At 66.5% G+C, this 23,358-nt stretch carries 16 protein-coding genes; 12 read left to right on the forward strand and 4 right to left on the reverse strand.

Features of this window, described 5'->3' with window-relative positions; genetic code table 11:
- Positions 1 to 870: 870 nt before the first annotated feature.
- On the reverse strand, positions 871 to 2,433 hold the full coding sequence (locus QX048_RS20680; RefSeq protein WP_315826566.1) for an AMP-binding protein: 1,563 nt from the start codon (positions 2,431 to 2,433) through the stop codon (positions 871 to 873).
- Positions 2,434 to 2,587: 154 nt separating this feature from the next.
- On the opposite strand from QX048_RS20680, the gene QX048_RS20685 reads away from it, so the two are divergent.
- The 4 genes from QX048_RS20685 (at position 2,588) to QX048_RS20700 (ending at position 5,404) form a co-directional block, all read left to right on the forward strand.
- Positions 2,588 to 3,217, forward strand: a complete 630-nt coding sequence (locus tag QX048_RS20685; RefSeq protein WP_315826567.1) for a hypothetical protein — start codon at positions 2,588 to 2,590, stop codon at positions 3,215 to 3,217.
- Between the two features lie 57 nt (positions 3,218 to 3,274).
- Positions 3,275 to 4,246, forward strand: a complete 972-nt coding sequence (locus tag QX048_RS20690; RefSeq protein WP_315826568.1) for a nitronate monooxygenase — start codon at positions 3,275 to 3,277, stop codon at positions 4,244 to 4,246.
- An 82-nt stretch (positions 4,247 to 4,328) separates the two neighbouring features.
- Positions 4,329 to 4,595, forward strand: coding sequence for a hypothetical protein (locus QX048_RS20695; protein ID WP_315716274.1), 267 nt, complete (start codon positions 4,329 to 4,331; stop codon positions 4,593 to 4,595).
- A gap of 182 nt (positions 4,596 to 4,777) precedes the next feature.
- Positions 4,778 to 5,404, forward strand: coding sequence for a hypothetical protein (locus QX048_RS20700; protein WP_315716458.1), 627 nt, complete (start codon positions 4,778 to 4,780; stop codon positions 5,402 to 5,404).
- Positions 5,405 to 5,498: 94 nt separating this feature from the next.
- Here QX048_RS20700 and QX048_RS20705 read toward each other — a convergent pair whose 3' ends face one another.
- Together QX048_RS20705 and QX048_RS20710 are read right to left on the reverse strand one after the other, a co-directional pair.
- Complete coding sequence (locus QX048_RS20705) at positions 5,499 to 5,978, reverse strand: hypothetical protein (protein WP_315826742.1); 480 nt, start codon at positions 5,976 to 5,978, stop codon at positions 5,499 to 5,501.
- Positions 5,979 to 6,104: 126 nt separating this feature from the next.
- Positions 6,105 to 6,956 (reverse strand): NAD-dependent epimerase/dehydratase family protein, encoded by an 852-nt coding sequence (locus tag QX048_RS20710; protein ID WP_315716273.1) that lies wholly within the window; start codon positions 6,954 to 6,956, stop codon positions 6,105 to 6,107.
- Between the two features lie 189 nt (positions 6,957 to 7,145).
- Between QX048_RS20710 and QX048_RS20715 the strand changes: the two genes are divergently transcribed.
- The 5 genes from QX048_RS20715 to QX048_RS20735 all read left to right on the forward strand — a co-directional run bounded on the left by QX048_RS20715 (position 7,146) and on the right by QX048_RS20735 (position 12,359).
- Positions 7,146 to 9,185 carry an NAD(+) synthase gene (locus QX048_RS20715; RefSeq protein ID WP_315716272.1) on the forward strand — a complete coding sequence of 680 codons (2,040 nt, stop codon included), beginning with the start codon at positions 7,146 to 7,148 and terminating at the stop codon, positions 9,183 to 9,185.
- A gap of 91 nt (positions 9,186 to 9,276) precedes the next feature.
- Complete coding sequence (locus QX048_RS20720) at positions 9,277 to 9,966, forward strand: substrate-binding domain-containing protein (RefSeq protein WP_315826569.1); 690 nt, start codon at positions 9,277 to 9,279, stop codon at positions 9,964 to 9,966.
- Positions 9,967 to 10,066: 100 nt separating this feature from the next.
- Positions 10,067 to 11,299: an MFS transporter gene (locus QX048_RS20725; protein ID WP_315716270.1), complete on the forward strand. Its 1,233-nt coding sequence runs from the start codon at positions 10,067 to 10,069 to the stop codon at positions 11,297 to 11,299.
- Positions 11,300 to 11,425: 126 nt separating this feature from the next.
- A complete protein-coding gene (locus QX048_RS20730) occupies positions 11,426 to 11,647 on the forward strand; it encodes a hypothetical protein (protein WP_315716269.1) in 222 nt (73 codons plus the stop codon).
- Between the two features lie 85 nt (positions 11,648 to 11,732).
- Positions 11,733 to 12,359, forward strand: a complete 627-nt coding sequence (locus tag QX048_RS20735; protein ID WP_315716268.1) for a hypothetical protein — start codon at positions 11,733 to 11,735, stop codon at positions 12,357 to 12,359.
- 114 nt (positions 12,360 to 12,473) lie between these two features.
- Here the strand turns inward: QX048_RS20735 and QX048_RS20740 are convergent, their stop codons facing one another.
- Positions 12,474 to 12,716, reverse strand: a complete 243-nt coding sequence (locus QX048_RS20740; RefSeq protein ID WP_315716267.1) for a hypothetical protein — start codon at positions 12,714 to 12,716, stop codon at positions 12,474 to 12,476.
- Positions 12,717 to 13,990: 1,274 nt separating this feature from the next.
- On the opposite strand from QX048_RS20740, the gene QX048_RS20745 reads away from it, so the two are divergent.
- From QX048_RS20745 to QX048_RS20755, 3 genes are read left to right on the forward strand one after another with little or no spacing between them, the layout of a single operon-like run.
- On the forward strand, positions 13,991 to 16,507 hold the full coding sequence (locus QX048_RS20745; protein WP_315826570.1) for a M64 family metallopeptidase: 2,517 nt from the start codon (positions 13,991 to 13,993) through the stop codon (positions 16,505 to 16,507).
- Positions 16,500 to 20,006, forward strand: a complete 3,507-nt coding sequence (locus tag QX048_RS20750) for a DUF6603 domain-containing protein (RefSeq protein WP_315826571.1) — start codon at positions 16,500 to 16,502, stop codon at positions 20,004 to 20,006. The genes QX048_RS20745 and QX048_RS20750 overlap by 8 nt, the downstream gene beginning before the upstream one ends.
- Before the next feature lie 51 nt (positions 20,007 to 20,057).
- A complete protein-coding gene (locus QX048_RS20755) occupies positions 20,058 to 23,354 on the forward strand; it encodes a hypothetical protein (protein WP_315826572.1) in 3,297 nt (1,098 codons plus the stop codon).
- Positions 23,355 to 23,358 lie beyond the last annotated feature (4 nt).

Below are 23,358 nucleotides of genomic sequence, written 5' to 3' on the forward strand. Positions count from 1 at the left end.
GCTGATTTGGGCTGTCCAGATGCGGAGCGAAAAATATTCGACTTTGCATTTTCAGAAATCCATGGTCTATTCTCCGCATCCCGCTTCACTGACGAGGGGCGCTTCGCGAACGTCACGATGCGTTGGGGTGGGATGCGGTGGCCGCGATGGGGCGCAGCATGCTTTGGGCATGCCGACGTACGCCACGTCGCGGACGGTGAAGTCGCAGGGTCCTGGCCTCCCGACGCTGAGGTCCGCGCAACGCGTGAAACGCGTTGTCGCCACGGTGGCAAACAAGCCGGTCACCGAGGAGACTGCGTATAAATCGTAAAGCCATCGCGCAGGGAAGGCCGGGTCTATCCGGCCGAACCTGTGGTTCTGCCGCGTGCTTTTTTGCTGCACGCGGACCGCAGGCCTCGGTCGAGGCCTGGCCTTCCCTGCACCCTCCGTGAGTTGGAGGGGAACGACACCAGCAAGACTCGGACGCAGATGCGCCGCGAGGCAGCAATGTCATGTCTGCAATGGGGGCAGCGCATTCAGTGTTGTTTGGATACAGCGGATCGCGTGGCGAGTATCGCGCCACACAAAGGCTGTCGTCCCGGCGAACGCCGGGACCCATGATCATAAGACGATGGTCGAGGCACGCGGGTCGCTACGTCAGCGCTTACGACGCTGCCCTGTGGTTATGGATCCCGGGTCGCGCTTCGCTTGCCCGGGACGACAGCGGAGCGCGGCGGCTACGGGCGAGAGCTTCCATCGGCATTGCAAAGCCGCGAGTCTGGATTGCCGTCGTTGCGAGCGGAGCGAAGCAATCCAGGGCCTCATCCGCGGCCCTGGATTGCTTCGGCGCAAGAGCAATGACGGTGGCGATCGAGGGAGCTGATGATGCCGCTACCCCACCATCCGCCCGCGGCCCTCCCAGAACCGTGCGCGCAGCACCTTCTTGTCGACCTTGCCGACGCCGGTCATCGGCAGCTCCTTGACGAACGAGATGCTCTTGGGCGCATGGGCCGAGCCCTTGCGCGCCTTCACGAGCTCGATCAGCTCGGCAGCGTCGATCTGCGCGCCGGCGCGGGGCACCACGATCGCGGTGACAGCCTCGCCCCATTTGTCGTCGGGCACGCCGACCACCGCGCACATCGCCACGTCGGCATGTTGCGTCAGCACGTCCTCGATCTCGCGCGGGAAGATGTTGAAGCCGCCGGAGACGATCATGTCCTTCTTGCGGTCGAGGATGTACATGTAGCCGCGCTCGTCGCGGCGGGCGATGTCGCCGGTGTGCAGCCAGCCGTTCTTCAAGGTCTCGGCGGTGATGTCCGGCCGCTGCCAATATTCCGCCATCACATGCGGCGCGCGCACGCAGATTTCGCCGGCCTCGCCCGGCGCGACCTCCTGATCATGGTCATCGAGGATCTTGACCTCGCAGGCCGCGATCGGGAAGCCGCAGGACAGGAACAGCTCCGGCTGCTTCGGATCATGATCGGCCTTCCGCAGCACCGAGACGGGATAGCATTCGGTCTGGCCATAGAGCTGCGAGAACACCGGGCCGATGCGCTCGATGCCTTCGACCAGCCGTGTCGGCGACATCGCCGAGGCGCCGTACAGCACGAGCTCGAGCGAGGAGAGATCTGTCTTAGCTAACGCGGGATGATCGAGCAGCACGTAGATCATCGTCGGCACGAACAGCGTGAAGTTGATGTGCTCGCGCGCGATGGTCGCGAGCACGGCCTCCGGATCGAAGCTCTTCAGCATGTGCACGGTGCCGCCGCGCATCAGGGTCGGCAGCACCTTGGTGCCGGCGACATGGCTGATCGGGGCGACCGTCAGATAGCGGGCGCGCTCCGGGATCTCGAAATCGGCGAGGATCGCGGTGGCGAAGCCGCCATATTCCCGGTGATGGCGCAGCGCGCCCTTCGACTTTCCGGTGGTGCCGCCGGTGTAGTTCAAGGTCGCGATGTCCTCGGGCGTGGCGAAGTTGCGCGCGCTGGCGTGGCCTGACTGCTCGATCGCGGCGAGGAGGTCGACGCCATAGCCGGCTGCGCCCAGCGTGAACACGTGGCGCAGGCCGCCCGAGCGCGCGGCCAGTTCGCCGCCGCGGTCGTGGAACGCGGCGGCATCGATCACCAGCACCTGCGATTCGGAATCGGCGAGCTGGAACAGCTGATCGTCGAGCGAGCCCAGCGGATGCAGCCAGGTGATGGCGAGCCGCGACAGCTGCGCCGCCGTGCCGGCGCACCAGGCATCGGCGCGGTTCGCGCTGAGGAACGCGACGCGTGTTCCCGGCGGCAGGCCGAGCCGCATGAACACGTTCTGCATGCGGCCGATCAGGTCGATCGCGCCCTGATAGGTCAGCGATCCGTCCGGCCAGCTGAAGGCGGTGCGCGACGGATGACGCGACAGCGTGAGCAGGGTCTGCTCGCAGACGACCGGAAACGAATGAAGCTGTGGGCTCATGGACGATCCTCCCGAGATGCCGCGATCGTTGTGGCGTCGCGGGGCTTGTTGCCGACGCTATCAGAAAGCCCATCGCGCTCAAGGCGCGCTTGTCGTCCTCGGAACATCGCTGCGCGCGCCGCGTTGCCCGGCCGAACAATAGCGGAGCAAGGCCATGCGCACCTCGACAGCTTTTTTCGCGGGAGCCGGAACGGTCGCCATCGCCGTCGCGGCCGGTCTCGGCGGCGGGCTCATGATCGCGGAGGGCATGCATCCGAGTTCGCAGGCGTTCGAGCAGGCCAAGCTCGCGCGTTCCGTGCCGGAGACGCCGTCGCCAAGTCCGACGACCACCTCGTATCTTGCGGCAACGCAGGCGGCCGCGACCACGCCGATCAAGGTGGCGCCCGCAGCAGCGGAGACGGGGCCGGCGACGCCGGTATCGCCCAATCCCTCGCCCCCGCCGCAGGCTGCTGTGCCGGACGCGACGGCTGTGCCCGCCGCCTCTTCGGCGCCGGCCAGCACGCAGGCCGGTACCGCCGAGGACGTTCAGGAGAAGGGACAGGACAAGGCCGCAGCGAAGGCCGAGGACGCGGATATCAAGGCGCGCGGGGCGGAGCGCAAGCGCGTCGCGGAGCAGCGCCGCACCGAGCGGCACCGGCAATATGTCGAGCGCCGGCGCCAGCGCCGCGAGCAGGATCTGCGCGCGGTCGAGCAGGCCGTGCGTGAGGATACGACGCCGCGCGCCTATGCGGCGCAGCCGGTCGGCATGGAGGGGCCGCGCTTCAGCTTCTTCGGCGACGATTGATCGCACGCGGCGGCGCCGTTATCCCTGAGCCCAACAAGGATCAGGGAGGGACGCGCCGTGCAGGACACTCGATGGGACGGGCTGCGGGCGCGGCTGCGCCTGCCGCTGATCGCAGCGCCGATGTTCCTGGTGTCGGGAATCGAGCTGGTGAGCACGGCCTGCACCAACGGCGTGATCGGCGCGTTCCCGACGGTCAATTGTCGAACCCCCGACGAGCTCGACGCCTGGCTGCTCCAGATTGCCGATCGGCTTGCGCGCAGCAGCGATGCGAGCGGCGCTGCGGCTGCGCCGGTCTGCCCGAATCTGATCGTGCATCAATCAAACGCGCGGCTGCAGGACGATCTCGCGGTGCTGTTGCGGCGCCGCCCGGAGATCGTGATTACCTCGGTCGGCTCGCCGGCAAAGGTTGTTGCGCCCTTGCATGATGCGGGCGCGCTGGTGTTCGCTGACGTCGCCTCGATCCGTCATGCAGAGCGCGCGGTCGAGGCCGGCGCAGATGGCCTGGTGCTGCTCACGGCCGGGGCGGGCGGCCAGACCGGCTGGCTCAATCCATTTGCCTTCGTGCGCGCGATCAGGGCGTTCTTCGCCGGGCCGATCGTGCTCGCCGGCGGCATCAGCGACGGCGTGGCGTTGCGGGCGGCCGAGGTGCTCGGCTGCGATCTCGCCTACATGGGCACGAAGTTCATCGCCACGCGCGAAAGCCTTGCCGATGACCGGTACAAGTCGATGCTGGTCGCGAGCTCGGCCGACGACGTGCTGCTCACCTCGGCCTTCACCGGCCTGCCGACCAGCATGCTCCGGCCGTCGATCGTCGCGGCCGGGCTCGATCCCGAAGCCTTGCCGGCGCGTGGCGCGATCGAGATCGGCAGTGACATCGACATCGCTGCGCGCGAGGCGCGGCCGAAACGCTGGCGCGACATCTGGAGCGCCGGGCACGCGACCTCGGGGGTCACCGACATCCCGTCGGTCGCCGTGCTGGTGGCGCGCACGGCTGATGAGTACGGCGGCGCGGGTGGCCTCCGGCCATGAGAAAACGTGATGTGTGTCCTTAAGGCACCATTAACCATCGGGTCCCACAATCCGCGGAGCTTGAACTTGGCGGAATCGTGCGATGGGCATCGGGCTACGGCAGGACAAAGAGCGGGTGACGCTCGAGGAGATCCGGATCCGCGTCGGGCATGCTCTGCAGCGGCATCCGCTATGCCGCAACGTCCAGTTCGACATCATGAGCGTTCCCCGCACCGCCCGCGGCGGGAACTGGACCATCAGCTTGCATTCGGTGGAACCGGCCGCGCTTTGGGAAGCCTCCGACATCGTTGCCGACATCCAGGCCGCGTACGATCTGCTGATGCCGGCCGAGCTGTCTTCGGCGGCGTGAAAAAAAATGTCCGTCATGTTCACAGGGCAGAATGGTGGCCTCTGTGTTTCTGTGGCATCGTAAAGCCTTAATTAACTCCCACTTTTCGGCAAAGTGCGGCTTTCCGCCGGGATACGGAGAATTGCGTGACGAAGTCGATCGCTTTTGTCGCTTTGCTGGGCGTGCTGATTGCAGGCGCGGCCGTGACGAGCGTCCTGATGCAGGACAGCGTGCCTTCGGCCGGTGCGATGATGCCGCCGGTGGTGGCGAAGAGCCCGCTCTCCAATCGTGAAGCCAAGGGCGACCGCCTGGCGATGGTCACACTTGCGACCCCCGAGGTGCAGCAGCCGAGTGCCCCGTCGAAGGCGACGCTGCGTCAGGCCTATGCCTATGCGCCGTCCGAGCCGGAGATGGCAAAGGCGTCGGCTGCCGCGGTCGTCGCTGCCGAGCCGATGGTGCCGAAGTCCAAGATTCTCGCCAGGAGCGAGCCGGCCCCGGCGCCGCTGAAGCCGGAGGTGCAAAAGGCCTATTCGTTGCTGTCGGACGGCCAGATCGCAGGCATCAAGGAACGGCTGCGGCTCTCGTCGAGCCAGGAATATTATTGGCCGGCGGTCGAGACGGCGCTGCGCGCCGTCGCCCGCAAGATCCACGCCGGACGCCAGGGCGCGGCGAAGCCGGGCGCGGTGGCGCTCGATCCGGATTCGGATGAGGTGCAACAGCTGAAGTCGGCCGCGATGCCGCTGCTGTGGCAGTTGCGCGAGGATCAGAAGGACGAAGTGCGGCGGCTTGCGCGCACCATCGGCCTCGACAAGGTCGCAGCCGCGATCTGATCGGGGCGATCCTCCCGGCGTGAACATCAAACTGGAGTGAACATCAAGGAAGGCCGCGCATTGCGCGGCCTTCTTGCTTTCGAGAGGCGCTTTTTCACCTCGCCGGGGGATTGGCCTCCGGATGCCCGCCGCTCTCGGGGCCGGCTCCCGTCGACGACGACGCGGGCGCGGTACGCAGGTCCGGGCCGGGCCGTGCCGGCTGGGTCATGGTCGGGGCTTCCGGCGGGGTGATCGCGGCGCCGGCGCCGACCGTGGTGCCGCGGTCGGTGTTGGTCGGCGCTGACGGCACTGGCGTCGGCTTGTCGCCGCCGGCGAAGCGCGTCGCGCCGCCGCTCTGATAGCCGGCAACCAGCAGGCCGGCGACCACCAGCGCGAGCACGAACAGGCCGCCGAGCTCGGGCAGGGCACCTGACGGGACCACGCCGCGGCCTCGGCCGTCTCCCTCGAGCGCCACCGCCGCGATCTCTCGGTTGTGCCGCGAGCGCAGGAAGGCCAGGAACGCGCCGGCGGCGATGACGATCGCGGCCGCGAGCGTGAAGAACATCAGCCAGCTGATGGGTTGATCGCCTTGCATGTCGAACATCCTTTGATCCGTGAGGGCTGCGCGACGTACAGTCGCGTCAAACCCGCATGACAATCTCTGTTCGTTGCAATCGTCAGTGGCGTGAAAGGTTTCCCGCCCGGCGGCGGAAATCTCGCGTCAGCGCCCTTCGCCGGCGGCCCATAGCGCCTCGAGCCCGGCGCGATAGGTCGGGTAGGCGAAGCCGACGCCGAGCTCCTGCCTGGCGCGGATATTCCGGATGCGCCGGTTGCTGGCATAGAAGCTGCGCGCCATCGGCGACAGCTCGGCGCGGTCGAACGGCAGTTCCGGCGGCGGGGCGATGCCCATCAACGCAGCGGCATAGGCGATGACGTCCTGCGGCGGCGCAGGCTCGTCGTCGACGATGTTCCAGGCGCCGCCTGACCCGCGCTGGATCGCGCCCATGATCGCGCTGGCCGCGTCATCGACATGGATACGGTTGAACACCTGTCCCGGCTTGACGATGCGCCGCGCCCGCCCGGCCCGCAGCTCGACCAGCGCGTTGCGGCCCGGCCCGTAGATGCCGCCGAGCCGGAGCACCGCGAGCCGGTCACCGATCCGCGCGCGCCAGTCCTGCTCGACGCGGACCCGGGCCTGCACCCGGTCGTGCTCGGGCGCCAGCGGCGTGTCCTCATCGATCCAGCCGCCCTGATGGTCGCCATAGACGCCGACGGTCGAGAGATAGACCACGTGCCGCGCGCGCCCCGCCGTGATGGCGTCGCCGAATGCGGCCAGCGCCGGGTCGCCGCCTCCTCCAGGCGGCACCGAGATCAGCACGACGTCGGCCTGCGCCGCCTTCGCCAGCGTCGCGGCCGCGGGGGCCGTGCCGTCGAACAGGTCGATGTCATCATGCGCCAGTCGCGCGCGCTTGTCGGCGCTGCGGACCGTGCCGCCGATGCGGGCGAACGCGCCACGGTGCAGCTCGACGAAGCGCTGGGCGGTGTAGCCGAAGCCGATGATGAAGAGGTTCATGGATGCCGTTCACCTGGACTTGCGCGAAGGAGCGAGCCTTCGAGTTACCCGGCACCGGGTGGCCCGCGCAATTCAAATGACGCGCGCGGAGTCACCCTGCGGACTGGGCGGTGCTGACCTGCCGCGCTTGTTATGGCTCCCGTCATGGTCCATGTCGTATGATCAGGCGACAGGAGATGGACTGCCACGATGAATTTCCATTCGATCTACCGCCACGGCTTTGCCCGCGTCGCTGCCTGCGTCACCGCCTCGAGCGTCGCCAACCCGACCGCCAATGCGGCGGCGATCCTGGCCGCGGCGCGCGCCTGCCATGACCAGGGCGCGGCGGTCGCGGTGTTTCCGGAGCTCTGTCTGTCCGGCTACGCGATCGAGGACCTCGTCAAGCAGGACCCGCTGCTCGACGCCGTCCAGCGCGGGCTGCTCACCCTCGTCGAAGCCTCGCACGACCTGATGCCCGTCCTGATCGTCGGTGCGCCGTTGCGCTTTGCGCATCGTGTCTACAATTGCGCCGTCGTGATCCACCGCGGCGAGGTGCTCGGCGTTATTCCCAAGAGCTACCTGCCGACCTATCGCGAATTCTACGAAGGCCGCCACTTCGCCTCCGGCGCCGGCATCCGCGGCGAGATGATCGAGGTCGCCGAGACCATGGCGCCGTTCGGCACCGACCTTCTGTTCGCCGCCGCGGATGTCGCCGGCCTCGTCATCGGCGTCGAGATCTGCGAGGACATGTGGATCCCGGTGACGCCGGCGTCCGAGCTCGCGCTCGCCGGCGCCACCGTGCTCGCCAATCTCTCGGGCAGCCCGATCACGGTCGGCCGCGCCGAGTCCCGCTCACTGTTGTGCCGCTCGACCTCGGCGCGCTGCCTCGCGGCCTATGTCTACGCGGCGGCGGGCGTCGGCGAATCCACCACGGATCTCGCCTGGGACGGCCAGACCTCGATCTTCGAGAATGGCGTGCTGCTCGCCGAGAGCGAGCGCTTCCGCCAGACCGGACAGACCATCTTCGCCGACGTCGATCTCGATCTGCTGCGCCAGGAGCGGGCGCTGATGGGCACGTTCGACGACAATGCGCGCGCGCAAGGCGCCGGCATGCACTGGCGCCGCATCGGCTTCGAGCTGCAGCCGGCCGAGGGCGACATCGGCTTCATGCGCAGCATCGAGCGCTTTCCGTTCGTGCCGAGCGATGCCGCGCGGCTCGATCAGGACTGCTACGAGGCCTACAACATCCAGGTCGCCGGCCTGACGCAGCGGCTGCGCGCAACCGGCACCAAGCGCATCGTGATCGGCGTCTCCGGCGGGCTCGATTCCACTCATGCGCTGATCGTCGCGGCGAAGGCGATCGACCTGCTCGGCCTTCCCCGCACCAACATCCTGGCCTACACGATGCCCGGCTTCGCCACGGGCGCGCAGAGCAAGTCCTACGCGCATGCGCTGATGTCGTCGCTTCAAGTCAGCGCCGCCGAACTCGACATCCGCCCCGCGGCGACGCAGATGCTGAAGGACATCGGCCATCCCTTCGGCCGCGGCGAACAGGTCTACGACGTCACCTTCGAGAACGTGCAGGCCGGGCTGCGCACCGACTATCTGTTCCGCCTCGCCAACGACCGCGGCGGCCTCGTGCTCGGCACCGGCGATCTCTCCGAGCTGGCGCTGGGCTGGTGCACCTATGGCGTCGGCGATCAGATGGCGCACTACAACGTCAATGCCGGCGTGCCGAAGACCCTGATCCAGCATCTCATCCGCTGGGTCATCGCCTCGCATCAGTTCTCGGCCGATGTCGACCGCACGCTCGAGGCGGTGCTGTCGGCCGAGATCTCGCCGGAGCTGGTCCCGGTGAAGGAGGGCGAGACGCCGCAGAGCACCCAGGCCACGATCGGCCCCTATGAGCTGCAGGACTTCAATTTGTTCTACACGCTGCGCTACGGCATGCGCCCGTCGAAGATCGCCTTCATGGCGCATCACGCCTGGAAGAATGTCGGCGACGGCGCCTGGCCGCCGCATTTCCCTGCCGACAAGCGCCACGCCTATACGCTTCCCGAGATCAGGAAGTGGCTGGAGGTGTTCCTCAAGCGCTTCTTCGCCTTCAGCCAGTTCAAGCGCTCGGCGATGCCGAACGGCCCGAAGGTGGTGGCCGGCGGCGCCCTGTCGCCGCGCGGCGACTGGCGCGCCCCGTCCGACGGCAACGCCACCGCGTGGCTGGAGGACCTGGAGCGCAACGTGCCGAAGTGACGACCATCTTGCTCCGCCGCCGCGCTTGCCATATCCGAGACGTGCGCGTCCGCCTTTGCGGCGTCATCGACATCGTTGAACGGAGCAGATCATGAGCGTGACCGCCGCCGGCATTTCCTCGATGGCGACGAGGCAGATCCTCGCTGAGCTCGCCGCCGCCTATGAGGAGGCGACCGGCGAGGTGATCACGATCGAATCCGTCGGCGGCGTCGATGCCGCCAAGCGCATCCGCGCCGGCGAAGCGTTCGACTTCGCCGTGCTCGCCTCCGATGCGCTGCAGAAGCTTGAAAGCGACGGCCATCTCGTTCCCGGCAGCATCATCGAAATCGCGGAATCGCCGATGGCGATGGCGGTGCGCGCCGGCAGCCCCAAGCCCGATCCGCTCGACGAGGCCGCCGTGCGCAGGGCGATGGAGAACGCCAGGGCGATCGGCATCTCCACCGGCCCGAGCGGCACGTATGTGCAGAAGCTCGCCCGCGACTGGGGCCTGGAGAGCGAGGGCACTTCGCGCCTGGTCCAGGCCAAGCCCGGCATTCCCGTCGCCAGGCTGCTCGCCGATGGCGAGGTCGACGTCGGCTTCCAGCAGCTCAGCGAGATGCTCGGCGCGCCCGGCATCGATATCGTCGGCCTGCTGCCCGCGTCGCTGCAGCCCGGCACCGTGTTCGCGGCGGCGTTGTGCAAGGCCGGCGCGCATACCGAGGCGGCGCGGGCCTTCATCGAATATCTGGTCTCGGAGGAGACCGCCGAAACCAAGCGCCAGCACGGCATGACGCCGGTGTGAGGCGCCGGCCCCACAGCCCGCGAAAAAATCCGATCGCCGCGTGTCGTCTCGGCCTTGTCCCGATCGTCTTCCAACCGAACAATCGGGAAGGAGACGGCGGATGAGCACATCGTACTATCGCTGGGTGATCGTGGCGGCCGGGGGCGTGCTCGGCTGCGTCGCCGTCGGCGGCCTGTTCTCGCTGCCGGTGTTCCTCAAGCCGATGGCCGCCGAGACCGGATGGTCGGTCGCGGGGATCTCCACCGCGATGACGATCGGCTTCCTGGCGATGGCCGTCACCAGCATGGGCTGGGGCACGCTGTCCGACCGCATCGGCCCGCGTCCCGTGCTGCTGATCGGATCGATCCTGCTCGCCGTCAGCCTGCTGCTGGCAAGCCTGACATCCTCGCTGTTGGCGTTCCAACTGCTGTTCGGCCTGATCGCAGGCATCGCGACGGCGGCGATCTTCCCGCCGGTCATGGCGACCGTCACCGGCTGGTTCGACACCCATCGCAGCCTCGCGGTGTCGCTGGTCTCGGCCGGCATGGGCGTGGCGCCGATGACGATGTCGCCGCTCGCGGCCTGGCTCGTCTCCAGCTACGACTGGCGGACCGCGATGCAGTGCATCGCCGCGATCGTGGCCGCCATCATGATTCCCACGTCGCTGCTCGTGGGCCGTCCGCCATCGTCCGCGCCCGGCGACGCCGTCGCGTCGGGTCCCGCCGCCGGGCCGGCCGAGATGACGCGATCGGCGGCGCTGCGCTCGCCGCAGTTCCTGATCCTGCTCGCCACCAACTTCTTCTGCTGCGCCACGCATTCCGGCCCCATCATCCACACCGTGAGCTATGCCGTCACCTGCGGCATCCCGCTGATGGCGGCGGTGACGATCTACAGCATCGAGGGGCTCGCCGGGCTCGGCGGCCGCATCGCCTTCGGCCTGCTCGGCGACCGCTTCGGCGCCAAGCGCGTGCTCGTTCTCGGCCTGCTCGCGCAGGCGTTCGGCGCGCTCTCCTATGTGGTCGTGCGCGACCTCGCCGCGTTCTATGCGGTCGCGGCCACCTTCGGCTTCCTCTATGCCGGCACCATGCCGCTCTACGCCGCGATCGCGCGTGACAATTTTCCGCAAGGCATCATGGGCACGGTGATCGGCGGCACGGCGATGGCCGGCAGCCTCGGCATGGCGACCGGCCCCCTGGCCGGCGGCCTGATCTACGACAGCTTTGCGAGCTACACTTGGCTCTATGTCGGCTCGTGGGTGATGGGCCTCGGCGCTGTCATGATGATGATGACCTTCCGGCCGTTTCCCAAGCCGGTGTCGCAGCCTGGCGCCGTGCCCATGCAAGCGCCGGCCTGACGCTGCTGCATCGCACCTTCACGCGCGCCGTCGGAATCGAACAACAACGCTTGATCCCCCGGCAGGAACTGTGATGTCGCAGCCGGGTTGGGCGGCGTGGAGTTCAACCGGATGGAGATCGGATCCATGAAGAAGACCCAGCTTGCCATTGCCACCCTCGTCGCCGCCACCCTCGCCGCCGTCCCGCTCGCCGCGCAAGCGAAGCACCACAAGAAGCACAACGCCGCGACGTCGACCACCTCGTCGCAGACCACCGGCAGCAACATGAAGTCCGGCCGCGATTCCACCTCGTCGAGCCAGGGCAATGTCGGCCCGGGCACGAACCAGGCGGGAAGCATGGGGAAGTAACAAGCCGGGCACTTTCGTTCAGCGACGGGAAAGCAGCGCTGGCCTTCCCGTCGCCGCTGGACAGCATTCTTTTCCAGACGGCGTGTTGCAGACCTTGCTGCCATCGTTGGCGCTTGATGCTAAACGAACGTTCAGTGACGTCAGTGATCGCCGTGTTGCGAATTCGTGCGGTGGAGGTGCATCGTCGATGTTGGCGAGGGGGCGAGATTATTATCTCGGGCTGAGACGCCGCTATGAGCCGGACGTCGCCAAGCTTGTCATCGTCGCGGAATCGCCGCCGGCCTCAGGAAAATACTTCTATGACTCGGCCGGCTCGATCAGCGAGCCGTTGTTCACGGCCCTCATGCGCCAGATGGGAGCCACCCCTGCGACGAAAGAAGAGGGGCTGCGACAATTTCAGCGCAAGGGATGGGTGCTGGTCGATGCGACCTACCAGCAAGTGGACAAGCTGCCGAAAGACGCGAGTCAGGATAGGAATGCGTTGATCGAAGACGATTACCCGCTGCTCGTCGCGGACCTATCCAGCCTTGTGTCGGATCGCGGCGTTCCCCTGATCTTGATCAAGGCAAACGTCTGCCGGATTCTGGAGCCTCGACTGACAAAGGACGGCTTCAACGTGATCAACGCCGGCCGCCCGGTCTATTTTCCGAGCACGGGACAGCAGAAAAGGTTCGAGCAGCAGTTCGCCGACGTCCTGAGGTCGGCTGACTGAGGTTTGACGGTCAAGGGCGAGGCACTGGTCGGCGATGTGCCGTCAGTCTCGGTCAGCATCCCCCATCTTGCGTGGGTCCAGCAGGTGACGGCAACGTGCGATGCACGCTGCCGATCATTTCGACGCCTCCTTGATCTTGTGCTCCAGATGCCCGGTGCCGTGATCCCTACGCAGCTGGCTCAGCGAGGTCTCGTTGAGCTGAAGCAGCACGTCGCTGAGTTTGGTCGAATCCGGATAACCGGCCGCGAACGACTTTCCGTAGATCTTGCGCAACGTGCCGACCAGCGTGTTGCCATGCTTCCTGCTGATCTCGCCATCCTTGTCGCGGTGGCGGCCGTCGAGGCCCGGTTCCTTCATGCGTCTCTCCCCTGATGCGGCTGGTGCCGTAATGCGACTTGCGCGCTTAGGAAGGGGAGCCTGCGCTCAATCGATGAGATTGGCAATGCTGCGGCGTGATACACGGGGTTCACGCGCGGTGCACCAAGAGAATCTGCGAATGAGTTGCTTGTCATACCGGGCTCCGTCCTTCCTGCGCGGCCGCAACCGCCTCGACTCGGCGAAGGCTCGGGCATGCACGTCGTTCAATCATGTTGGTCGAAGTGAATGGCCGGGACGGAGCCAGGCTATGACGGTGGAAAGATATCTGGGCGGAAACCCGGGTTCTTGGATGCGATCGCCGGGCCGCTCGACGCTGGCCAAAAATCCCTCGTTCTTTTTATCGGAAATCATGCTTTACTCCGTTCATCCCGCCTCATGCAGAGGGCGTACGCGTCGTCACGATACGTGGAGGTGGGCTGCGATGGACGTGGATGCTGCGCCAGACGAGCGCTTGCGTCGCGGACGGCGAAGTCGTGTGGTCCCGGCCTCCCGATGCTGAGGTCAAGCCTGCTGTTGATGCGCAAGCGTCACGCGGGCGATGGGGGCAAGAAAGCCCGGTCCCCAAGGAGAGCACGAAGGACACCGTTAAAACTGATCGCGCAGGGAGGGCCGGGTCGTCCGGCTGGACCTGTGGTACCTGCCGCCTGCATTTTTTTTCGCAGGCGGGCCACGGGCCTCAGTCGAGGTCCGGTTCTCCCTGCGCCTCTGGTGTTTCGAGACGCGCGCGACCAACGCATTCCTCGGACTCATCGAGCCGCGAGACCGCGCGCGCACGCCTGAACCGACCGCAAGTGGCTGTTTGACATCTGAATGACGTGACGATGCTTGTCTGCGCCCGTGACAACGCCGAGCAGCGTCGGGCCGAACCCACGGATAGGAGACGCGGTCAGTCGCAGTGCGTCTCAAGAAGCGTGACGCGGTCAGAAACCGGGTCACGCATCGGTCTCGTACCCCCGCGGGGACAGCGACGAACCCAGCGCCTTCCAATCGCTTCTCATCGGAAACCACGGAGCGTTCGTGTTCATCTGTGAACGATGACAACGAGATGCTCTACGCCGCCGGCATATGCAGCAGGATTGGCCCCAGTGATGGAGAGCTCCACTCGGCAAACGACGATTGCAGAAGGATATCGAGACAGTATCACGTTGAGGTTGTATTGAGAAGGCTTGGGTGTACAATCTTCGTGATGCCAGATTTCCGATGGGAACGACGGGCTTCCCAATAGTTCTGCTGGCTGAGAGGGTTGTGCCGGCATGCCTCTCATCGTCTATCCGCATTGCGACATGCACGTCGCGCTGAAGAAGCCCGCGACCAAGGTGCTGCCGTTCCGCGTGTTCGACCAGGATCTGCCGAACGGCTCGACGACCTACACGCTGACCGACGTCACCGCGGACTGCAATTTTCGAATCCTGGCGCCGTACAACCCGGTCGGGTCCCGGCTGACCAGCGTCGTGACGATCGATCCTGCGGCGCGCACCATCACCGGCGACGACGTCGGCACCAACCTCGTGGTGATCGAATACGGCCCCGGCTACATCGTCGCGCGTATCCAGGTGCACGACGATGTGCTCGGCTGGTGGTTCGGCAACTCCTCGATCACCACGGCGCTGCATCCGACGGTCGCCCACAGCCAGCCGACGCTGTGCGCGCTGTTCAGCGACGATCCGACCGGGACCGATCTCGTCGGCGACATCACCGGGCACGGCTTCGTCACGCTCAGCTCGGCAAGTCCCGGTACCTTCGTGGTGGCAAATACGAACAATGAGGGACGGTTGAGGGGCGTGAGCGAGGGGGCGGCCCAGCTCGACGGCAGCTTCCTCGGTGTCAACCAGAGCCTGCCGGTGAAGGTGGTCGACTACGCCAAGATCCGCGACAACATCTCAACGGTGCGCGCCGGCGACCTCGCCAATGCCGCCGAGATGCACAACATCCTGTTCCTCGCCGAAGGCTTTCGCGCGTCCGAGAAGGACAAGTTCGACAAGATCGTGCAGGAAGCGGCGGACGGTCTGTTCTCGCAGAAGCGCCACGAGCCCTACGGCACGCTCGCGGGCAGTTTCAACGTATTCAAGGCGTTCCAGGCGTCGGAAGAGCAGGCGGTGACCTGCGGCTGGCGCGTCAACGACGAGGAGACCTCGGAGCTTAGCAGGGGCGGACCGATTCCGTGGAATTACAGCGTTTCGGACGACAAGAGCATCTACGAGGTCGACGAGCTCGTGGCCCGCGTCGGCCTGCCGCTCCGCAACGAGACTGCGACGCCGGCGCAATTGAAGGCGCGCTGGGCGGGTCAGTCGCTGCCCAACTACGATGCGGCGAAGGTCAACGACACCCTGATCGAAGCGTGGAGGAAGCAGAAATCGCTCGGCATCCTGGAGGCACGTGACACTTTCTACGGCCTGATGCTCGGCTCCCGCTGGGGCGACCGGTCGGCAAAGTCCGGGGCCGCTTTGACGATGCCGGCGGCGGATGCGGCGGGCGATGCCAACCTCGCGCCACTGATCGCCCGCGCCTATCAGTTCTTCAAGCCGGCCAGCGTCACCCGGCACCTTGCCCCGGATCCGCGCCGGCATCCGCCGGAGCTCGCTCGGAACGGCCGCGCGAACGTTGCGGCGCCGATCATGGCCTACCTGTCCGGACTGCGGCTCGGGTCGTCGCCGCATACCGCGCTCGGCGCCGAGTGGATACCGGACGGCACCTTCAAGCGCAGCCGCGGCCTGATCGCCATGATCACCAACGAGGACATGATCGGCGGCACCAATTTCAACCAGTCGACCGTGACCGCCAATTCGTTGCAGAGCCTGAAGACGCTCGACTTCGAATATCCTGCGACCAACACGGCGACGAAGAAGGTGATGCGGCGCAAGCCTGCCAGCGACATCGACGCCGACCTCACCGATATCATCGACACGGTTGCGCACGAATTCGGCCATTCCTTCAATCTCGGCGACGAATACGAAACCAGCGCCGAAGACAATGCGACCGCTTCGAGCGAGTACGATAACATCGTCGCGCTCGCCGACATCTTTCAGGATCCGAGCTACGCCGCCAACCACTCCCGTCTGGTCGATCCGTCCAAGGTGAAATGGTTCGAACTTCTCAGGGTCCAGCTTTCGGCCAAGCTGACCCAGGCTTCGACCCAGCAGGGTGGCTCGATCGAGGTCAGGATCGACCCGCGCCAGATCCCGCGCTGGGTGCAGGCGAAGGCGGCCGGCCGCCAGGCGTTTCTCCGCCGCATCCAGATCACGGCGATCGGCCAGCAACTGCCACTCACGTTCACCGATTCCGATTACCTCGTCAGACTCGACATCGGCGACATCGACCAGAACCTCGGCTCGATCCGGCTCGGCGGGCTGGAATTGCCGCCGGCGCCGTTTCCCGTGTTTCCGAAAGGCTCGCTGCTGTTCGTGCCGCGCCGCGACGATGCGGACGCGCTGGTCTATGTGGTGGAAAAGAAGGTGCGCGACTTCATCACAGGCAACCATCTGCCGCTCAACAAGGATACCGACACCGCTCATGTGAACGACGAGGCCGACGACCCGAAGGACATCCCGAATTTCAAGCCGCCATGCAAGGCGCAGCGGCTGGTCGGCCTGTACGAAGGCGCAAACAACTTCACCGGGCTGGTCTATCGTCCGGCCGGCGACTGCAAGATGCGGAACAGCAGCGGCACCTTTTGCCATGTCTGCAAATGGCTGATCACCAACCGCATCGATCCCGCACTGCACGACGTCGTCGACCGCGAATTCTATCCGGAGGCCAAGAAGAATGGCTGAACCGGGCGCCCTCGAAACGATCGTCGCCGAGATCGGCAAGCTGCTGCTGCCGCTGCGGGCGGCGGTGGAGTCGCCGGCCGCGTTCCAGGGCCTGCTGCTCAAGCTGGGCTGGGATTCCGACGTAATTCCGAAGCCGATCGCCGATCTCGCGGTCGACTTGCAGCTGCTGTTCGATCGGCTCCAGGCGCTGGTCGGCGGTGGGCTGTCGCTCGACGGCGAAGTGGCGTCCGACGGCGAGACGACGGTCGTGTCCGGCTCGCTCGAAGACGCCTTCAAGACCATCGAGGCGATCGCCGGCGTCGTGCAGGCGATCGACGACCTCGTCTCGGCGCCCGGCGGTGCATTTTCGGCGACGCTGAACGCCGATAATTTCAAGGGCGAGTTTCCGGGGCAGCTCGTCGGCTATCTCTTCATCACCTATCTGCGCAACCATCATCCGGGCATCGGTTTCGCGCTGCAGGCGCTCGGCGTCATCCGCACCCGCTATACCGCGCCCGCCGGTAACCGCCCGGACTACATCGACTACAGGTTCAGCTTCCCGGACCTGCCGAAGATCGTCTCCGACCCGGTGACACTGTTCGAGAACGCCTTCGGCTGGGGCACCGACAGCTTCGACTTCTCCAGCTTCGCGCGGCAGATCGACAGCCTCGCGACCGGGCTCGGGCTCGACGTCCGGATGGTGGAGGTGCCGGATCGGGTCGCGCGCGCGCTCGAAGGCGGCCCTCCGATCGGGCGTGCCGCCGTGCGCAAGCGGCTCCGCTTGGTGTTCTTCGAGCGGGCGCGCGACGCGGGACGGCTATCGGCCGAGCTCGGACTGTTCCCGCTGCCAAAGTCCGGGAGCAAGAAGCCGGGCTTCGCGCTGCTGCCGTCGTTCAGCGGGCTGCTGTCGGTGCGGATGCAGCTCGGTCCGACGATCGCGGCGACGATCTCGAGCGACCTCGATCTCACCGGCGGTGTCGGCCTGATGGTGCGGCCGGGCAGCGGCATCGACATGGTGATCGGCTTCGCAGGCAGCGGCGCGCCGACGTCGGCCAAGGGCACCGCGCGCGTCGAAGTGGAATACTCCGTCGCCTCCGGCAGCCCGACCATCGTTCTCGGCACCGGCGAGGGCACGCGGCTCGAATACCAATCGGTGAGCGGTGCCGGCGGTTTCACACTGGTGGCGGGCAAGGACGTCGAGGTGTTCGCCGAGGCGGACCTCAAGGGCCTCGCTTTCGTCCTCGACGCGTCCGGCTCGGACGGCTTCATCTCGACCATCCTGTCGGGCATCTCGACGCGGTTCGAGTTCGATCTCGGCCTCGGCGTCGCCTATCCGCGCGGCGTGTATTTCCGCGGCACCTCGCATCTCGAGATCCAGATCCCAGCGCATATCGACCTCGGTCCGATCCAGGTGCAGGGACTGACGCTCGCGGTGACACCGTCGGCTGACGGCCTCCCGATCGATATCGGCGCGACGCTGAAGGCGGCGCTCGGTCCGCTGGTCGCGGTGGTGGAAAACATCGGGCTGCGGACCGATCTCGCTTTTCCGGGGAGCGGCGGCAACCTCGGCCCGATCGATCTATCCTTCGGCTTCAAGCCACCGAACGGCGTCGGGCTGTCGATCGATGCCGGGGCGGTGAAGGGCGGCGGCTATCTCTTCATCGATCCGGACCGCGGCGAATATGCCGGCGCGCTGGAACTGAAGATCCTCGACTTCCTCTCGGTGACGGCAATCGGCGTCATCACCACCAAGATGCCGGACGGGTCAAAGGGCTTTTCCTTCATCGCCATCATCGCGGTCGAGTTCAATCCCGGATTGCAGCTCGGTTTCGGCTTCACCCTGCTGGGAGTCGGCGGACTGGTCGGGCTCAACCGCTCGATGGACCTCGACGCGCTAGTCAACGGCGTGCGCGCCGGCTCGCTGGACTCGGTGCTGTTCCCGCACGACGTCGTCGCCAACGCGCACCGGATCATCTCCGACCTCCGTACATTCTTCCCGCCAGAGCAGGGGGCCTTCCTAATCGGCCCGATGGCGAAGTTGGGCTGGGGCACGCCGACGCTGATCAGCCTGTCGCTCGGGATCATCATCGAGATTCCCGGCAACATAGCCATCATCGGCAAGTTGACGGTGGCGATCCCGGACGAGCGGCTGCCGCTCATCATCATCCAGGTCGCCTTCATGGGCGCGATCGAGTTCGACAAGAAGCGCGGCTGGTTCTTCGCCATCCTGTACGAATCCCGCGTGATCTTCATGCCGCTCGACGGCGGCATGGGCGTGCTCGCGTCGTTCGGCGGCGACGCCACTTTCATCGTCTCCGTCGGCGGCTTCCACCCGGCCTACAATCCACCGGCGCTGCCGTTCCCGCCGATCCCCCGGATCGCGATCAACATTCTCAACACGCCGGTGGCCCGCATCCGGGTCGACGCCTATTTCGCGGTGACGTCGAACACCGTGCAGTTCGGCGCACATGCGGAGCTGTATTTCGGCGTCTCGATCGCCAACATCGAGGGCCATCTCGCCTTCGACGCGCTGTTCCAGTTCTCGCCGTTCTATTTCATCATCACGATCTCTGCCTCGCTGTCGGTGAAGCTGTTCGGCGCGGGGCTGTTCAGTATCCGCTTCCGCGGCTCGCTCGAAGGCACATCGCCCTGGCACGTCGAGGGCACCGGGAGCATCTCGCTGCTGTTCTGGGACGTCGACGTCGACTTCTCCCACACCTGGGGCGACAAGGAGGACACCAGCCTGCCGCCGGTCTCCGTGCTGCCCCTGCTGGTGGCGGAATACTCGAAGGCGGAGAATTGGACTGCCGCGCTGCAGAACAGCAGCAGGCTGTTGGTGACGCTCAAGACCGTGGACGCGGGCTCCGATCTTGTCCTGCATCCGGTCGGTTCGCTCAAGATCACCCAGCGTGCGATCCCGCTCGGCATCACCCTCGACAAGATCGGCGCGCAGCGCCCGGACGACGCCAATTACTTCTCGGTTGCGACCGCGACGTCGGGCATCGAGAAGCGCGCCACCATCCGGGAGTCGTTCGCGATCGCCCAGTTCAAGGACCTCAAGGACGGCGAGAAGCTCAGCGCGTCCGACTACGAGGCCGAGGAGGCGGGGCTGGAGCTGTCGGTCACTGGCAACCAGGCAAAGACCAGCTATGTCACCAAGCGCATCGCCCGCTACGAAGAGATCATCGTCGACAACAATTTCAAGCGGGCACGCCGGCGCTTCGTCACGCTCATCTCCGGGCTGTTCACGCACTTCCTGGCCAACAACGCCGTGGCGCGGTCCGAGATCTCGGCGAAGTCGCGCGATCTGAAGCACGTATTCGACGACAAGATCGCGGTCGATCAGACGTCCTATGTGGTGGTGAGCCTGGCCGACAATTCGCCGATCGCCGGCGCGCCTGCGTCGTTCCAATCGCGCGCCAGCGCCGGTGAATTCATGGCGGCGGAGGCGCGACGCAATCCGAACTTCACCAGCGAGGCCCATATCGTGCGCCCGCACGAGATGAAGCGCGCGGCGTAGCGGAGGCACGATGATGGCGGGCGATCCGGCGAGGCGGCGGGGAGGAGCGGGATGAGCGACACGATCGGCACCTATTCCTTCCTGCCCTGGCTGCGGCTCGGCGTGGCGAACAGCATCACGGCGTCCGACAACGACAACTCGGTGGCGCTGCGCGCGACGATCAGGGTCGACTTGTCGCTGGCCGGGCGGCCGGTCCAGGGCGACACGGATCTGACGGCGACGATTTCGCGCGATGTCGCGCTCTATGGTCCCGGGGACATCGTCGGCATCGATCCGATGGCGGTGGTGAAGGTGGAGCCGCGCGACTGGATCACCAATTTCGAGCCGAACTACCTGCCCTTCGTTGAGTTCTACGACGAGGATTTTCCGTGGCGCTACACGCCAGCGGCGCCGGACGAGTCGCGCCACCGGCTGCGCCCGTGGCTCGCACTCCTGGTGCTCGAGGTGGAGGAGTTCAAGGAAGTCGCGGTGTCGTCGGCGCGGCCGCTGCCGGCGATCGAGGTGACGGGCGATCCGGCCTCGGTATTTCCGCCCGCCGACCAGCTTTGGGCCTGGGCGCACGTCCACGTCAACCGCGACCTGATCCAGCAGGACGGCGTGGTGGAATCGACCAATGCGGACCAGGCGAGGGCGCGACTGGAGAGCCTGCTGGCCAGCAATCCGGACTACGCCTATTCGCGCGTCCTGTCGCCACGTCAGTTGAAGCCGAATACGTCCTACCATGCGTTCGTGGTGCCGACCTTCGAGAGCGGCCGTCTCGCCGGCCTCGGAATCGCGCCGGCGGCGAATCCCGCACTCTTCGCCACCCTGTCGGCCTGGGCGGACTATACCGACCGGCCGTTCCCGACGCTGCATCCGGTGTACAAGCGGTGGTACTTCAAGACTGGGACGGTGGGCGATTTCGAGTACCTCGTCCGCCTGTTGAAGCCGCGTCCGCCGGACTCGCGGCTCGGCCGCCGCGACATGGACACGCAGACGCCCGGCTCCGGGATGCCGCCCATCGCGGTCGCCGGGCTCCACGGGGTGCTGCGGCTCGGCGGCGCGCTCAAGGTGCCGGACGAGGCGCTGACCGGCGCGCAGGAGGCGGAAGCCGCGGCCTACGAGGGCTGGGACGAACCCTACGCGCACGAATTCGAGAAGGCGCTGGCGGGCTTCGTCAACCTGACCGACGACTATGCCCGCGAAGGCGCGCCCGACCCGGTGATCACGCCGCCGCTGTACGGCCGCTGGCACGCGCTCACCGAACGGCTGCTTGAGGAGGCGGACGGCAGCGACGCGCCGCAGCCGCGCAACTGGGTGCACGAGCTCAATCTGGACCCGCGGTTTCGCGTTCCCGCCGCGTTCGGCACGGCGGTCGTGCAGAAGAATCAGGAGGCCTATATGGACGCCGCCTGGGACCAGGTCGGCGACATCCTTGCGGCGAACCGGCGGATCAGGCTGGCGCAATTCGCCAAGGCCGCGGCCGCGATCTGGCATGCGCGCCATCTCGGGCCGCTGAAGGATCTCAGTGCGGAACGCGGGCTGACAATGATGGCGCCGGTGCAGCGCCGGGTGATCGCCGACGGCTTCACGCTGCGCCATCGGCTCAAGGAAAGCACGGTGCCCCGCGCGGCGCTGTCCGCGCCGTTCCGGCGCGCGGTCCGGCCGCGCGACCAGCTCGCGGCGACGCTCGGCTTCGACTCGCCGAAAGGCGCCGAAGAGCTGCTGGAGAAGATCAATCGCGGCGAGGTCAGCGCGGCGCCGCCGCGGGTCACCCCGGAAGCCTTGCCGGTGGTGGAGGATGTCGCCGCGCAGCTTCAGCCGAAGTCGCTGCCCGCGGAGCTGACCAACTGGCTCACCAAGCACCGCTGGGCGAAGTGGGTCCTACTGGTCGTTCTGCTGCTGCTCGCCGTGCTGCTGCTGGCCGTCGCCGTCCCGCTCGCGATCGTGGTCGCGGCAGCGGCGCTGGCGCTGTTCCGATGGCTGGTGCGGCTGGAGAAGCAGGCCGGCATCGCGACCGGCGTGTTGCCGCAAGGGGCTTCGCCCGAGATCATCGACGCGCTGCCGGGCTTTCCGTCGTTCACCATCCGCGATCCCGATCCCGCCGCGCCTGAGCCTGTCGGCGGCGCTTCGTCCGCCGACAGCCCGGAGGCGGCGCGCTTCAAACTGGCCCTCAAGGATCTCAACCGGCTGCTCACGGTCAGCGCCGATCTCGGCAAGCCGCCGTTGCGCAAGCCGATCGACATCGCCGCGCTCGGAGCGTCGACCTTCGCTGCGATTGATCCCGACAAGACGGTGCCCGCCTTCACCTTCTCCTCGATCACCATTCCGCCGCGAGTGCTGGCCATCAACGGGATCGCGACGCTGCTGCAGCCGGAAGTGTTCAAGCCTGTGATGGCATATCCGGAAATCGACCTGCCGATGTACAAGCCGCTTCTCGGTCTGTCCGACGAGCACTTCCTGCCGAACATCGACAAGATTCCGCAGAACACGATCACGCTGCTCGAGACCAATCAGCGTTTCATCGAGGCCTACATGGTCGGCCTCAACCATGAATTCGCCCGCGAGCTGCTGTGGCGCGAATATCCCACCGACCAGCGCGGCAGCTGCTTCCGCCAGTTCTGGGACCCGAGCGGCGTGATCGACCGGGAGGGCCTGTCGAAGGACGAACTGCGCGAAAAGCTCCGCGATATTCCGCCGCTCCACACCTGGTCGCTGTTCTCCAAGCTCGGCGATCACGACCATCGCGAGAAGCCGGGCGAGAACGAGGAGGAAGTCGTCCTCGTCATCCGCGGCGAGCTGCTGAAGAAATATCCCACCGCGGTGATCTACGCCCAGAAGGCGCGCTGGCAGCGCGACGACGGCGGCGCGATCAATCCCCGCGTCGAGCGGGTGCTGGAGACCGACGGTCCGGTGGAAGACCGCCTGCGCACACCGCTCTACGAAGCCAAGGTCGATCCCGACATCACCTTCATTGGCTTCGACCTGACCTCGAAGGAGGCAAAGGGAGGCACCGGCCGCGGCAATTCGACGGCGCCGGGCTGGTTCTTCGTCATCAAGGAGCGGCCCGGCGAGCCGCGCTTCGGCCTCGATATTTCTCGCGACGGGCCGCTCAACGTCTGGAACGACCTCGCCTGGCCTGACGTGCTGTCCGACGCCGACAAGGGCTTTCTGCAGATCAGGCCGGGCGGGCCGACCCTCACCCTGGACGATCCGGTGGCGCCGGAGCTGCAGGAGAAGAAACAACAGTACGACGAGGACAAGGCGCTACGCTGGCATCCGGACAGCAACTCCGCGGAGCTCGCCTACATCCTCTACCAGGTTCCCGTGCTGGTCGCGGTGCACGGCAGCGAGATGCTGCCGAACTGATCGC

The organism is Bradyrhizobium sp. SZCCHNS30572, assembly GCF_032484415.1.
Taxonomy (GTDB): Bacteria; Pseudomonadota; Alphaproteobacteria; order Rhizobiales; family Xanthobacteraceae; genus Bradyrhizobium.